Origin of the sequence: Veillonella sp. AF13-2 (assembly GCF_003603295.1) — a bacterium.
GTDB classification, from domain to species: domain Bacteria; phylum Bacillota; class Negativicutes; order Veillonellales; family Veillonellaceae; genus Veillonella; species Veillonella parvula_E.
Window position 1 is genome coordinate 302,597 of sequence record NZ_QTMT01000003.1, and the last position, 13,708, is coordinate 316,304.

Sequence of the window (13,708 nt, forward strand, 5' to 3'; positions counted from 1 at the left end):
CTTTCACAAATTATATAATGTATATAGAGGTGTATGATGAGCAATACAAAGGAATTAACGGTAGATGTGCGCGGTAGCTTGTGTCCAAAACCTGTTATTGAAACTAAGAAGGTAAGTGATGCGAATCCAAATGCTGTTATTATTACAATTGTAGATAATGAAGTGAGCCGCGATAATGTAGAGAAGTTTGGTAAGTCTCGTGGTTATGGTGTAGGTATTCGCCAAGATGGCAAGGATTTTTATCTTACTATGACACCAAATGCAAATTCGGTAACGGAAGTAAGTTGTGAACCTATGAACTATGGAAATCGCGTCATTTTGATGACGAAGGATTATCTTGGTGAAGGTAGTGAAGAGCTTGGCCGAAATTTGATGAAAACCTTCTGGGTATGTATGCTTGAAGCTGACGTAAAGCCTTCTAAGATTTATTTCATCAATAGCAGTGTTAAGATGGTAGTCAATGATTCGGTTCATTTGGAAAATATCAAGAAATTAGCTGAGCTTGGTGTAGAAATTGCAGCATGCGGCATTTGTCTTGATTATTTCGGTGTAAAAGATAAGCTGGGCGTAGGCAGTATTACTAATATGTACGCTATTACAGATGCAATCCTTGGAGATAATATTGTTAAGCTATAATATTAGTATTTTATTTTGATATATCGATTTAGAGCTACTGATTTAAAGTAGATTTCTTATTTCTAAAATGAATCATTGAGATGAAAGACATTTAATCGTATCTACTTTGGTAAGAGGTGAGGCATTGGAAAATAAAAAATTACTTGTCGTTTTTACATCCTATTATTTTGGTGATAAAGCGGATAAAGTATTAACCGAGTTAGATGTGCCTCATCAGTTGATGGCCACACCCCCAGAACTTTACGATATGTGCGGTTTATCTATTGCAATAGACTCAAGTATAGTGGATCAAGTAAAGACCATTTTAAAAGAACATAAAATTAGTATGTCTGGCTTCTTTTGGTATGAAAAAGGAGAGCTAGCCGTACCGTATAAAGTCTAGACGTTGTCTAGGCTTTTTTTACTTTAGTGTCCATCTTCATATAACTTGAACGATGAGTGTGGTACTATAGAAACATGATATATTTTATCAATTACAGATATTAATTATGGAGGTATATATGAGTAAATATGAAATAGAAAATGTAAAATTAACAGCCCCTAAATTTGATCGTAAAGATTTAGAATATGCTATGACATATCGCTATGCATGTAAGAAATTTGATAGCGCTGAAAAGATTTCTGATGAAGATTGGCAAGGTATTTTAACGGCGGCGCGCTTGTCTCCAACCTCCTTAGGTTTTGAAGCTTACCAATTATTAGTTATTCAAAATCCTGAAATCCGTGAAAAGATGAAAGCTTATGGTTGGGGGATTCAAGCTGGTCTTGAAGCGAGTCATTTCGTAGTGTTTTTAACACGTAAAAAGGTGGATTTGGAATTTGATTCCCCTTATGTACGCTACATTCAAGAAGAGGTGAAACAATTACCTGCTGAAGTCGATGCTATTTATAAAGAAAAATATGCTCAGTTCACAACTGAAGACTATAAAACATTTGAGTCTGATCGTGCTGCCTTTGATTGGTCTTCTAAGCAAGCGTATATTGTAATGGCTAACATGATGACTATGGCTGCTTATGAAGGTCTTGATTCCTGTGCATTGGAAGGCTTTAATCAAGATAAGATGACAGCTTTTTTAGGTGATGAACTAGGGCTCTTTGATACAAAACATTTTGGTATTGCCGTTATGGCTGCTTTTGGTTATCGCGATGAAGAACCGCATCGCAATAAAACACGTCGCACAATGAATGAAATTGTTACAGTAGTTTAATCGATTGCGACTTTTATAACCATATCGAATTTCTTCATCTAATCTTTAGAAATGAATGGTATATTATAAATATACACATTATTTATTATATTTATAAAGCCCGTATAATTTGGTAGGATATTATAAATATATTGATTAAATAGGAAGGAGTGATCGTATGTTATGGTCAATTATTGTTGGTGGTTTTATCGGTTTTCTTGCGGGAGCCATCACTAACAAAGGTGGAGCAATGGGCGTTATTGCCAATGTTGTTGCTGGTTTAGTTGGTTCGTCCGTGGGTCAAGCAATATTTGGCACATGGGGTCCTAGCTTAGCTGGCATGGCATTAATTCCTTCTGTTCTTGGCGCTGTAATTGTTGTTGCTGTTGTTTCGTTTTTCTTCGGGAAAAAGGGATAGTAATCTATTTTTAAAAGTATAGCTAACATATATAGCTAACATAACTAAACATGATTTCATATGAAAGGATTCATAATTATGGCATTAGAAGATAAATTAAATCAAGCTAAAGGTGCATTAAAAGAAAATGCCGGTAAATTAACTGGTGACAAAAAATTGGAAGCAGAAGGTGCTGTAGAAAATACAGCTGCAAAAGTTAAAGATGCTGCACATGATGTTGCTGAAGATCTCAAAAAAGCAGCTGAAGATGTTAAAGATGCTGTAGATGGTGCGATTAGTGGCGTCAAAAATGTTCTTCATAAAGACGATAAATAATATTATATAAAGGTTATAATTAGTAATAAAAAACCAGTAAATCCTGAGATTTACTGGTTTTTGTTATATAAGTTTGTTTATACATTGAAGCGGAAATGGGTTACATCGCCGTCTTTCATAACGTAGTCTTTACCTTCAAGGCGTACAAGGCCTTTTTCTTTAGCCGCGTTTTGGCTACCGCAAGCTTGTAGATCATCAAAGGAGACAATTTCAGCGCGGATAAAGCCTTTTTCAATATCCGAGTGAATTTTACCAGCAGCTTGAGGTGCTTTGGTACCATTTACGATTGTCCAAGCACGAGCTTCCATTTCACCAGCTGTGAAGTAATTGATAAGACCTAAAAGTGCATAACTTGCTTTGATAAGTTTAGTTAAGCCAGACTCTTCAAGGCCAAGATCTTCAAGGAATGCAGCGGATTCTTCTTCGGATAACTCTGCAATTTCGGACTCGATACGTGCGGACACAACAACGATACCAGCGCCTTCGTTTTTCGCATATTCCTCTACGCGTTTTACATATTCGTTGGCAGAATAATCAGATACTTCATCTTCAGAAATATTGGCTACATAAAGAGATGGTTTTGCTGTAAGCAATGTCAACTCTTTGATCATTTCCAATTCGTCTTCATCAAGACCTTGTGCACGAACGGGTTTTGCTTCACCTAAACCTTCGATGATGCGTTCTAACAATGGTAATTCAGCACGTGCATCTTTGTCGCCAGATTTAGCAATTTTTTCAATACGTTGTTTTCGTTTTTCTACGGATTCAAGGTCAGCTAGGCAGAGCTCAGTATTAATGATTTCAATGTCGCGAATTGGATCAATAGAGCCAGAAACGTGAGTGATGTTAGGGTCATCGAAACAACGAATAACTTGTGCTATCGCATCTACTTGGCGGATATGGCTAAGGAATTTATTACCCAAACCTTCGCCCTTGGATGCACCTTCTACGAGGCCAGCAATATCTACGAAGCGCATAGCAGCAGGGAGGATGCGTTTGGAACCGAACATTTCAGCCAATACAGCTAAACGATTATCTGGAACGTCAACGACACCTACATTAGGTTCAATTGTACAGAATGGATAATTGGCAGCTTCAGCGCCCGCTTTTGTGATAGCGTTGAATAATGTACTTTTACCAACATTTGGAAGGCCTACGATGCCTACTTCTAAATTTGTGCTCATGGTACCACCTTTTATTAACAAATTGATTTCGTTCTTTGTGAAAGTTTATAGCAATAGTTTGTTATAAACCTTATCAAATAAATATTATACCATACTAATAGGATGGAATTACTCAATAAATATAAAATAGATTATTTCAAAGTGCTATAATATAAATAGAGTTAAATATATTACTTAAATAATGTGATAAGTTCATATTAAAATATAGGATTAATATAGATTTTTATTCGCCGTAACTATATAGATATAATTTATAGGTGTATATATTAATAGGGTATGGGATGTATCCAATCATGTTAATGAATATATTTTTAAACCTATATAGTGAAAGCTAATAGGAAAGGAAGTTCAGTATGTTTTCCAAGCTATTTGATAGTTTCTTAGTCCATTATTTAGAACGTTTCAATGATCATTGTTTTACCGTAAAAATTGGAGATAATGAATATACAATCGGTGACGGAGAATCCGAGTTTACCGTCATCGTTAATCGCGATATTCCCAAGAAGGATTTGTTAATATCCGCAGAACTCGCCCTCGGTGAAGCGTATATGCGTAAAGATATCGAAATTGAAGGGGATTTGTTTAAAGCCCTTTGTGTAGTCCTTGGTCATGTAGGTAAGGACTCTATCAATCGTAAGGTACTTAGCTCGCTCTTTAATGCAGGTCTTAAAAAGAAAGATCAAAAACAACAAGTATCTTCCCATTATGATTTAGGCAATGAATTCTATAAATTGTGGCTCGATGAAACCATGAGCTATTCCTGTGCGTATTTTAAGCATGAGAATGATAGTCTCAAAGATGCGCAATATCAAAAGGTTCATCATATTCTCGATAAATTGTACTTAAAAGAGGGTATGACTTTACTTGATATTGGTTGCGGATGGGGATTCCTTCTCATTGAAGCGGCTCGTAAATATGGGGTTAAGGGCTATGGGTGTACTCTTTCCGAAGAACAATGGAAAAAAGGACAGGAACGCATTAAAGAATATGGTTTTGAAGGACAGGTTGAGATTGAACTTATAGATTATCGCGACGTAGCAGCTTCCAGGCGTACCTTTGACCGTATTGTCAGCATCGGCATGCTTGAACATGTAGGTCGGCCTAATTTTCCTCTGTATATGGAGGACGCATCGGATATGCTTAAAGACGGTGGTTTGTTCCTGCTTCACTACATCAGTGATCCTTCTGAAAAGGAAACAAGTGCCTGGATTCGTAAATATATCTTCCCGGGCGGATGTTTGCCGTCCCTTCGCGAAATGGTCAGCCTCGCTTATGACTATGATATGAATGTCATCGATGTTGAAAGTTTGCGGTATCACTATTATAAGACTTTAATGCATTGGTATAACAATTTCCAAGGCGTCCGTGAGCAAGTAGAAGCGAAACGAGGCAGTGAATTCGTACGCATGTGGGATCTGTATCTTTGTGGATGTGCGGCAGGTTTCTACATCGGTAATATGGACTTGCATCAAATTCTGATGACAAAAGGTGTTACGAACGAGTTGCCATTAACACGTTGGTATTAAGTAAGTGTAAAAAAAGTTTATAGGACAAAAAAGAGACCATCTTAAGATGGTCTCTTTTAATTAGCGGCATTGTAACTATTTTATATTTGTAGATTACCGAAAGCACGTTCTGTAAGTTTCGTTAAAAATTTTATTGAATGAATATCATATATAATTGTAAAAGAACTTTATCATTCTTTAGTGCCAAGTACTATAAACCCTGAATAGGATTTATTATCCTCTTTTCCTACAATGATTTTGGTACGAACATCAAAGAAATCATTCAGATTATTTTCTGTTACAGTATTCTTGGTGGTACCTAAAATATAGTTATTAGGTTTTAGCATTAAAGTTTTATCAGATATTTGAAGTGCATGATCAGGATAATGTGTGTTCATAATGCAAGCAAGATTAGATTCATCTACGATGTTTCGAATAAGTGAAAGCATGGTATACTGATTTTTAAAATCTAAATGTGATTCTGGTTCGTCCATAATGAGCAGTTGCGGTTCACTCGCTAGTGCTCTGGCAATAAATGCCAATTGCAACTGACCTCCACTTAAGCTTGATGCTATTTTGGAAGCGAGTGAGGAAATACCTATTCTTTTTAGGACAGAGTGGACTATTTCATAGTCTTTATCTGTAGGTACAGAAAACATACCAATATGTCTACTGCGTCCCATTAATACGATTTCTTCTACCGTATAAGGAAATGATAACTCTCTTGCTTGCGGAACATAGCCAATAGGAGCATTATCATGGGGACTAACTAGTTTATTATTTATGTATATGTTGCCTTCTTGCAACTGCTGTATACGGGAGATACATTTTACTAATGTTGTTTTTCCAATCCCGTTCCTGCCTAAAATAGTCAATATTTCGCCCGATTTTATTGTGAAAGAAATGTCTTTGAAAATATAATCTTTTTTATTATAAGCAAATGAGCCGTTTCTCAATTCAAAAATCATTTCCAATCACCTCGTGTACGGTAAAAAAGACAAGCAAAGAATGGGGCCCCTACTAAGGCGGTGATTATTCCTATTGGTATTTCTGCAGCAATAGCTGAGCGTGCGATTAAATCCACGATAATCATGAAAATAGCTCCGACAATGATGGAGATAGGAAGTAGTTTCTGATGATCTACACCTATTAACATGCGACAAATATGTGGAATGACAAGTCCTACCCAACCGATAATTCCTGTGATGGTTACGCAAGCTGCAGTTATTAACGTGGCCATAGCAATGATAATTAGGCGTAACTTAAAAGGATTTACCCCGAGTGCTGTAGCTTCTTCATCTCCCATAGAGAGAATATTGATTTTCCAACGTAGGAAGTATAGTACAGCGCATCCAAAGATGATAGGAATAGAGACGAGTGAAACATTTTCGTAGGAAGCTGTAGAAAAACTACCCATTAACCAATATGTAATTGCTGGTAATTTGTCATACGGGTCAGCTACATATTTAATTAGAGCTATTAATGCTCCGAAAATAGCAGAAACAATCATTCCTGATAAAACCAGTGATAATGACGTGATTTGGTTCCTTAGTCGAGCTAGACTATATGTGAGGCAAACACTGACAATACCAAAGATAAGTGCAAATCCCGTAGCATATATATTTATTCCAGAAATTAATATTCCCAGTGCAGCGCCAAAGGCTGCACCGGAACTAACACCTAATATATCCGGACTGACTAATGGATTTCTGAAAATACCTTGAAAAACGGTACCAGCAATTGCAAGGGCCCCACCAACAAGTATGTTTAGTAAAATTCGAGGAATACGAAGATTCCAAATTACGGCGGATTCCATATCAAATGCAGCGGCAGAGTTTCCGTTTGATAAAATATTTATAACTTGTGTAGGCATTAGCATATATCGTCCAGTCATCAAGGATACTAATACAGTAAGAGCGAGAAATACTAAAAGGCAGAAAAATATAACTAGATATTTATTTTGAGAGCTCATGAGTACTCCTTAGTTAAAATGTGGGAGTGTTATTTATAGAAGTATTTAAGATGGTATTAATTTCACTATCTGTGAGATTATAGTGGTAGAAGGTACTGTAAAATTGTTTTAAATCGTCACGTAATATATAGTCATTAAAAGTGTCAGGTTGAATGAGTTGTCCCATCCATTTCATCATTAATGGTGTTTCTACATTAGGTGCATCCCAACGATAGATTCCCATAGGTGCTTTATAAACTCGATGCGTTTTTACAGCTTTTATGTTACTCCAATTTTGACCTTCAAGCTTATCCTGATAAATATCATCAGGTGTAATAGAATCAAAGTTGCTTAATATAATTATATCGGGATCCCAGGTCATGATTTCTTCCATTGAGACTTTAGTCCAGCTACCTTTTGTATCTTTTGCAGCATTTTCACCACCTGTCATAGTAATCATGAGTTGGTTGACAGATTTGTTCCCTGCGACAGTTAAATTCTTATTTTGTAAATATAATACTTTTGGCTTATTTGGTAACGCAGAAGCATTTTTTTGTTTAAAATATGCTTCTGAATCTTTATGGTATGAGATTAAGGCTTCAGCTTGTTCCGGCTTATCTAGAATCTTCCCTAATAGACGAATTCCGTTTTGAATATCTTCCAATGTTCCATACTTTATGGATACAGCAGGTATACCTAGCTCTTTAAGTTTTTTTGCTACTTCTGGTTGATAATCCCAAATGATGACAACATCAGGCTTTAGCTTAGCAACTTCTTCAAAATTAACATTGAAATTGTTGTCTACAAATGATGAGTTAACATTTTCTAAATCAGGCGCTAACGTCTTAAATATACTGGCTTCATATGATTTTTTAGCTGATGGATGGATACCTACTATTTTTTTATCGCTACCATCAACTGCATATACAATAGAGGTCCAAGGGATAGGGACGATAGCGATACGATTAATTTCTTTCTTCATAGATACGTCTGTACCGGTTAAATCTGTAACGACTTTTATATTATCGTTGGGTTTATCGTTTGGACCAACAGAATTGGTACAACCGGCAAATAGTAGAGGACATATTAATAATCCTGCTATAAGACTATTGTGTATAAAATTTTTCAGTTTCATACGGCACCTCCATGATGGATATAAATTAAATAAATTTATCTTAGCATTTAAAAAAATAAACTTCTAATTCCTAATTTTTATATACATATAGAAGAATATTATAAAGTTAAAATATGTAGAAAATATCCGGTAATAGAGTTTCTAATAGTATTTTTTGGGTATAAAAAAGGCCCTCATCTATTAAGTTTATGAGGACCTCACTCTATTATAGAGAATGTGCTCTTAATTCTTCAGCAGATTGTGTGGAAATCCAAGCCGGTGGAATGTCGAATACTGTATAGCAACCTGTGCCGCCGTGTTTAGCAAGTCGGTAGAGACCACGAGCGTAAGCAACAAGTGCAGAGCCTGTGAATTCAGGGTTAGAGTCAAGTTTCAAGGAGTACTCAATAACGTGACGTGTGCCTTCTGTACTTTCACCAGAGCGAAGAACGAAGCCACCATGTGGAATGCCTTTGTGGTCGCGATCAAGTTCTTCTTGGGAAATGAAGTTGACTACAGTTTCATAGCCTACGAAGTAGTTTTCCATAGTTTTGATTTCGTTTTCGATTTTAGCTTTGTCCGCATCAGGAGCCGCTACTACATAGCACTCACGAAGGTGACCTTTATAGCCATCAACATCTGGAGTTTCGCCGTTACGGATAGCTTCTAGGTATTGTTCTTTAGGCACAGTATATTGACGAGCATCAAGAACACCATCGATACGGCGAATGGCATCGGAATGACCTTGGGATACACCGCGACCCCAGAATGTGTAGGATTTACCTTTTGGTAAGATTGCTTCCGCGTAAACGCGTTGCAAAGAGAACATGCCTGGATCCCAACCACAAGAAATTAATGTAGCAGTTTTGGCCTCTTTAGCTACTTTATCTACATTAGCGAAGTGTTCAGGAATACGTGCATGTGTATCGAAGGAATCGATACAGTTAAAGTATTTTGTTACCATCGGTGTTTGTTCGATAAGATCTGTTGCAGAACCACCGCAAAGAACCATTACATCGATTTTGCCTTTAAAGTTAGGAATATCTTCCATCGTGTAAGTAGGTACACCAGATACAGTTTCAATACCTTGACGGCGAGAAAATACGCCGATGAGCTCCATATCAGGTTGTAACTGAACAGATGCTTCTACGCCACGAGCTAAGTTGCCATAACCAACGATACCAATACGAATATTCATATTAGCCTCCTATATAAGTTGAAATTTAATAATTAACATATTTATTATAGCATAAAATTAATAGCTTTTAATATTTTTCTATAGAATTTATTAGAGGGTATAGAAAATAATTAATATCTAATTTAAACAAGTAATTTGTGCACAACTGTATCGATATATATCGTGTTGTTATAGGGGACAAATAAAAAATCATTTGAGTAGAAATTGACACATATACCCTGAATCTAGATACAATTAAATTGGTTATATTAGCTAGTTATGTTCATAGTTGAAGTGTTAAGGAGGTATAACATGAGAAGAAATGTAAAAGCTGCTGTTATTGCTGCATTAATCGTAACAGGGGCTAATGCTTTTACCATGGTATCAGCCACAACTGTGGAAAGTCATACAGATGGGAAATCCATTGGTCTTAATTTGTGGGGGGAAAAGAGACATTATACAGATGACTTAACTGTTAATGTATCAGGTTTAGGTGTAAATGGAACAAAATATCATAATAATGTTACAGGTATTTATGCCCTTGATGGGACACAAGTTGCTATCGATAAAAATGTAACTGTAACAGTTAAAAACCCAGCACCTGCAGAAAGTGGTGCGAAACGTAGACCTGATTTGGCACATTATTATATGAGCGGTATCTATGCTGGTTATGGTGGACTTACTAATGATGGAAATAACGATGATACTCGAATTACCGTAAAGGGTAATGCTAAAGTCGATGCTGTTGGCGTTGGTTTGCAAGCTAATAAAGATGGATATATTCGCATACTAGGTGGGGCTGATATAAAAACATATCCTTTAGATACCTCTGATACCTATTCTGCATTATCTGAAGAAGGTTTTGTTTATGTAAATACAGGTATGGATGGCTTACATCCGGGAACGAATGATGTGAAGATGTATGGTAATATAGGATTTTTAGATAAAAACTATGGTATCGACAAGAATCCACATAACCATGGATCTGAAATTTCTTTAGGTTTAACAACACCAAATTCTAAATTGGTAGGGGGCGTACTTAATGAATTTGATGAAAGCAACAACAATCCGTACCATGGTGGTTTGCGATTATACTTACAAAATGGTGCGACTTGGCGCAATGAATGGCTAGGAGCTGAACGCGTATATCCTACACAAGGTCGTCCTAATAATGCAAACTATTTATATACAGGTAGTCGTGTAGAACATTTTATTGGTGGTAAAGATATAAATAGTCAAGGTATTATCCAAGCCGTAGATCCACGACCTATTACTATTAACAACTATGCTGGTCATGCAGCTATCGACTATGAAAAAGGAGCCCCTGCGACTGCACAAGGTAAGGGCAAAGTCGTTATCAACCATGCTGATAAAGGTTCTTCTGTGACTATGCGCAGTTCGGTAGATGCACTTAAAGGGTCTGTAAATGTAGATAACTCAAGAGGTACTTTGCAGCAGTTGGCTAATAAATTAACATATACCGGCTTTACCAAGGGTGAACGTAATTTAAATGTGAATGTTCAAGTCGATTCAGGCCTTATTAGCCCTGCATATTCCACTAAGCTTGGTACAGATAGCTTTACTGTTGATGGGAAACCTAGTATTACTGACCAAGCGGTTGTGACAGCTCGTGAAAGCGAAGTTGTTTCTGGTGCTAAGAGTGCGTTAGCCTCCTCTGTGATGCAAATGAGAGCCGATACGAATGATTTACAACGTCGCCTCGGTGATGTGCGACTCAACTCCAATAAGCATGGTGTATGGGGAAAATACATCGGTGGTAAATCTAAAATTACGGACAGCGCCTATGTAAATCAAACCTATAACATGGCACAAGTAGGCTATGACACATTGCGTGGCGATTGGACTATTGGTGGGGCCTTGTTATATGGTACAAGCAATAGCGATTACGCTTTAGGTTCTGGATCCGGTAAAACCGCAGGTTTAGCATTATACGGTGCAAAACAATATAATGATGGTCGTTATTTGGATGTGATTGGTAAAGTAAGTCGTTTGAAAAATGATTTCACTGTACGCAATAGCTTGGGTACAAGTTTGAGCGGAGATTACCACAATACAGGTACCTCTTTGAGCGTTGAATATGGTAAACGAATCAAGAAAGACAATGGTTTTTACATCGATCCTAACGCAGAATTGACGGTTAGTCGATTGTCTGGTGTAAACTTTGATGCTCGTACAAATACAGGTAGCACAGTGCATATTAACTCTGATGCGGTAAACTCCGTTATTGGTCGTATTGGTGTAGGCATTGGCAAGGAAAGTAAGAATAGCAACCTTTTCCTCAAAGTAGCATTAGCGCATGAATTCTCTGGTAAAATGAAAGCTACTTATAGCATGACCGGTGAGCCAACTACAGGCAGTGAAGTGAACCTTAAAGATACATGGTTAGATCTTGAGTTAGGTGGTTCATGGAGTGTACGTCCTAATACATATATTTATGGGACTTTCACTAAAAACTTTGGTGCTATCGTAGACAATTCCTATCGTATTGACGCAGGGATTCGTCATAACTTTTAATTAATGGTAAATATAGCGGACACAAATAATATGGGGATGTTATTTGTTAGTACTATAGTGTTAAGGAATACTAGAATTAAATATTCATATATGTAAGGGTATATAAAAAGACCGACTACATTCCTATTGAAGGACTGTAATCGGTCTTTTAGTTTTATAGATATAAACTATTTTAAATCACATAATCCAGATTTAATGTAATCTAAATATAAATCAAGATATAAATCTAAACCTAAATCTAGACATAATTATATTAGAATTGTAATGTTTTGATTCTTTCAACGGCGCGAATTGTATTTTCACGGCTACCAAATGCTGTCAAACGAAGGTAACCTTCACCATGAGGGCCAAAGCCAGAGCCTGGTGTAGATACGATTTGAACTTGTTCGAGCAAGATGTCGAATAATTCCCAGCTAGTCATGTTGCCAGGCGTTTTTAGCCAAATATATGGAGCGTCCACACCGCCATATACAGTAAGGCCGATAGATTCAAGACCTTCTTTGATGATGCGGGCATTTTCTTTATAGTACGCAATGTTTGCACGTGTTTGTTCACGTCCTTCTTTTGTGTATACTGCTTCTGCACCACGTTGAATGATGTAAGGAACACCATTGAATTTAGTGCATTGACGACGGTTCCACATAGGGTTTAGCGGTTGGCGTTCACCAGATTTAGTTTTGCCAGTTACCTCTTTAGGTACTACGGCGTAAGCACAACGTGTACCAGTGAAACCTGCAGTTTTGGAGAAGGACCGGAACTCGATAGCTACTTCACGAGCACCTTCGATTTCATAGATAGATTTTACAGTGTCTTCTGTGCTGATGAAAGCTTCGTAAGCGGAGTCAAACATCAAAATGGCATCATTATCTTTACACCATTTGATCCATTCTGCTAAACGAGCACGGCTCAAAACAGTACCGGTTGGATTGTTAGGTGAGCAAAGGTATACGATGTCTACATGTTCAGAAGGGAATTCTGGAGAGAAGTTATTTTCTGCGTAAGTAGGGAGGTATACAACCTTTTGGAAGATGCCATCTACAGCTTCGCCAGTACGACCACCCATAACGTTGGAGTCTAAGTATACTGGGTACACAGGATCTGTGATAGCAATGATGTTATCTTCGCTGAATAACTCTTGGATATTACCAACGTCAGATTTTGCACCATCGGAAACGAATACTTCGTCAATAGCGATATCTACGCCTAATGGTTTGTAATCGCCATCAACAATAGCTTGACGTAAGAAATCATATCCTTGTTCAGGACCATAACCTCGGAATGTTTCTGCTTTTCCCATTTCTTGAACAGCTTTACTCATAGCATCGATAATTGCTGGAGCAAGAGGTAATGTAACATCGCCGATACCAAGACGAATAATATCTGCATCTGGATGAGCAGTTTGGTACTCATTTACCTTTTTAGCAATATTAGCGAATAAATAAGAACCTTGTAGGTTTAAGTAGTTTTCATTGATATTAGCCATGATGACTCCTTTTTATAATCAGATTTCTCTATATATAGTAAATTATATAGAATAATGACGCAAGGATTTTCTATAGAATTTTTCCTTAATCTAAATAGTGTAAATGTTTTTAGTATAAAAGATTATAATATGAGGAATTTATTACTCGTTGATTGTATTAAAGTAGAAATATAGGAAGATAGTATTCGCATAGAATTTAATTT

The 13,708-nt window shown here is 36.9% G+C and carries 13 protein-coding genes; 7 read left to right on the forward strand and 6 right to left on the reverse strand.

The features are described from left to right. The first annotated feature begins 33 nt into the window (after positions 1 to 33). The 5 genes from yedF (at position 34) to DWV85_RS07260 (ending at position 2,556) form a co-directional block, all read left to right on the forward strand. The gene (yedF, locus tag DWV85_RS07240) at positions 34 to 636 is read left to right on the forward strand and encodes a sulfurtransferase-like selenium metabolism protein YedF (RefSeq protein ID WP_008715410.1); all 603 of its coding nucleotides are present in this window, start codon (positions 34 to 36) and stop codon (positions 634 to 636) included. Between the two features lie 124 nt (positions 637 to 760). Beyond that, a complete protein-coding gene (locus DWV85_RS07245; RefSeq protein WP_004697984.1) occupies positions 761 to 1,018 on the forward strand; it encodes a DUF3343 domain-containing protein in 258 nt (85 codons plus the stop codon). 118 nt (positions 1,019 to 1,136) lie between these two features. Continuing rightward, positions 1,137 to 1,844 (forward strand): NAD(P)H-dependent oxidoreductase, encoded by a 708-nt coding sequence (locus tag DWV85_RS07250; RefSeq protein WP_123138429.1) that lies wholly within the window; start codon positions 1,137 to 1,139, stop codon positions 1,842 to 1,844. A gap of 157 nt (positions 1,845 to 2,001) precedes the next feature. After that, positions 2,002 to 2,241 carry a GlsB/YeaQ/YmgE family stress response membrane protein gene (locus tag DWV85_RS07255; RefSeq protein ID WP_004693817.1) on the forward strand — a complete coding sequence of 80 codons (240 nt, stop codon included), beginning with the start codon at positions 2,002 to 2,004 and terminating at the stop codon, positions 2,239 to 2,241. A 78-nt stretch (positions 2,242 to 2,319) separates the two neighbouring features. Then, on the forward strand, positions 2,320 to 2,556 hold the full coding sequence (locus DWV85_RS07260; RefSeq protein ID WP_004693815.1) for a CsbD family protein: 237 nt from the start codon (positions 2,320 to 2,322) through the stop codon (positions 2,554 to 2,556). A 77-nt stretch (positions 2,557 to 2,633) separates the two neighbouring features. On the opposite strand, the gene ychF is transcribed toward DWV85_RS07260, so the two are convergent. Further along, on the reverse strand, positions 2,634 to 3,740 hold the full coding sequence (gene ychF, locus DWV85_RS07265; RefSeq protein ID WP_123138430.1) for a redox-regulated ATPase YchF: 1,107 nt from the start codon (positions 3,738 to 3,740) through the stop codon (positions 2,634 to 2,636). A gap of 353 nt (positions 3,741 to 4,093) precedes the next feature. Between ychF and DWV85_RS07270 the strand changes: the two genes are divergently transcribed. Beyond that, the gene (locus DWV85_RS07270; RefSeq protein ID WP_123138431.1) at positions 4,094 to 5,266 is read left to right on the forward strand and encodes a class I SAM-dependent methyltransferase; all 1,173 of its coding nucleotides are present in this window, start codon (positions 4,094 to 4,096) and stop codon (positions 5,264 to 5,266) included. Positions 5,267 to 5,436: 170 nt separating this feature from the next. On the opposite strand, the gene DWV85_RS07275 is transcribed toward DWV85_RS07270, so the two are convergent. The 4 genes from DWV85_RS07275 to DWV85_RS07290 form a co-directional block, all read right to left on the reverse strand. Further along, entirely contained in the window at positions 5,437 to 6,213 is a 777-nt protein-coding gene (locus DWV85_RS07275) for an ABC transporter ATP-binding protein (protein ID WP_008602883.1), read from the reverse strand. After that, the gene (locus DWV85_RS07280) at positions 6,210 to 7,217 is read right to left on the reverse strand and encodes an iron ABC transporter permease (protein WP_008602881.1); all 1,008 of its coding nucleotides are present in this window, start codon (positions 7,215 to 7,217) and stop codon (positions 6,210 to 6,212) included. The genes DWV85_RS07275 and DWV85_RS07280 overlap by 4 nt, the downstream gene beginning before the upstream one ends. Before the next feature lie 13 nt (positions 7,218 to 7,230). After that, positions 7,231 to 8,331 carry an ABC transporter substrate-binding protein gene (locus DWV85_RS07285; RefSeq protein WP_123138432.1) on the reverse strand — a complete coding sequence of 367 codons (1,101 nt, stop codon included), beginning with the start codon at positions 8,329 to 8,331 and terminating at the stop codon, positions 7,231 to 7,233. A 205-nt stretch (positions 8,332 to 8,536) separates the two neighbouring features. After that, on the reverse strand, positions 8,537 to 9,508 hold the full coding sequence (locus tag DWV85_RS07290) for a diaminopimelate dehydrogenase (RefSeq protein WP_008602878.1): 972 nt from the start codon (positions 9,506 to 9,508) through the stop codon (positions 8,537 to 8,539). Between the two features lie 291 nt (positions 9,509 to 9,799). On the opposite strand from DWV85_RS07290, the gene DWV85_RS07295 reads away from it, so the two are divergent. Beyond that, positions 9,800 to 12,022 carry an autotransporter outer membrane beta-barrel domain-containing protein gene (locus DWV85_RS07295; RefSeq protein WP_123138433.1) on the forward strand — a complete coding sequence of 741 codons (2,223 nt, stop codon included), beginning with the start codon at positions 9,800 to 9,802 and terminating at the stop codon, positions 12,020 to 12,022. 253 nt (positions 12,023 to 12,275) lie between these two features. Here the strand turns inward: DWV85_RS07295 and DWV85_RS07300 are convergent, their stop codons facing one another. Then, the gene (locus DWV85_RS07300) at positions 12,276 to 13,505 is read right to left on the reverse strand and encodes an LL-diaminopimelate aminotransferase (protein ID WP_123138434.1); all 1,230 of its coding nucleotides are present in this window, start codon (positions 13,503 to 13,505) and stop codon (positions 12,276 to 12,278) included. Positions 13,506 to 13,708 lie beyond the last annotated feature (203 nt).

Bases quoted from the DNA above. Each gene is read 5' to 3' on its own strand.
- yedF (WP_008715410.1), top strand. From the start codon at position 34: ATGATGAGCAATACAAAGGAATTAACGGTAGATGTGCGCGGTAGCTTG.
- DWV85_RS07250 (WP_123138429.1), top strand. From the start codon at position 1,137: ATGAGTAAATATGAAATAGAAAATGTAAAATTAACAGCCCCTAAATTT.
- DWV85_RS07255 (WP_004693817.1), top strand. From the start codon at position 2,002: ATGTTATGGTCAATTATTGTTGGTGGTTTTATCGGTTTTCTTGCGGGA.
- DWV85_RS07260 (WP_004693815.1), top strand. From the start codon at position 2,320: ATGGCATTAGAAGATAAATTAAATCAAGCTAAAGGTGCATTAAAAGAA.
- ychF (WP_123138430.1), bottom strand. From the start codon at position 3,740: ATGAGCACAAATTTAGAAGTAGGCATCGTAGGCCTTCCAAATGTTGGT.
- DWV85_RS07270 (WP_123138431.1), top strand. From the start codon at position 4,094: ATGTTTTCCAAGCTATTTGATAGTTTCTTAGTCCATTATTTAGAACGT.
- DWV85_RS07275 (WP_008602883.1), bottom strand. From the start codon at position 6,213: ATGATTTTTGAATTGAGAAACGGCTCATTTGCTTATAATAAAAAAGAT.
- DWV85_RS07280 (WP_008602881.1), bottom strand. From the start codon at position 7,217: ATGAGCTCTCAAAATAAATATCTAGTTATATTTTTCTGCCTTTTAGTA.
- DWV85_RS07285 (WP_123138432.1), bottom strand. From the start codon at position 8,331: ATGAAACTGAAAAATTTTATACACAATAGTCTTATAGCAGGATTATTA.
- DWV85_RS07290 (WP_008602878.1), bottom strand. From the start codon at position 9,508: ATGAATATTCGTATTGGTATCGTTGGTTATGGCAACTTAGCTCGTGGC.
- DWV85_RS07295 (WP_123138433.1), top strand. From the start codon at position 9,800: ATGAGAAGAAATGTAAAAGCTGCTGTTATTGCTGCATTAATCGTAACA.
- DWV85_RS07300 (WP_123138434.1), bottom strand. From the start codon at position 13,505: ATGGCTAATATCAATGAAAACTACTTAAACCTACAAGGTTCTTATTTA.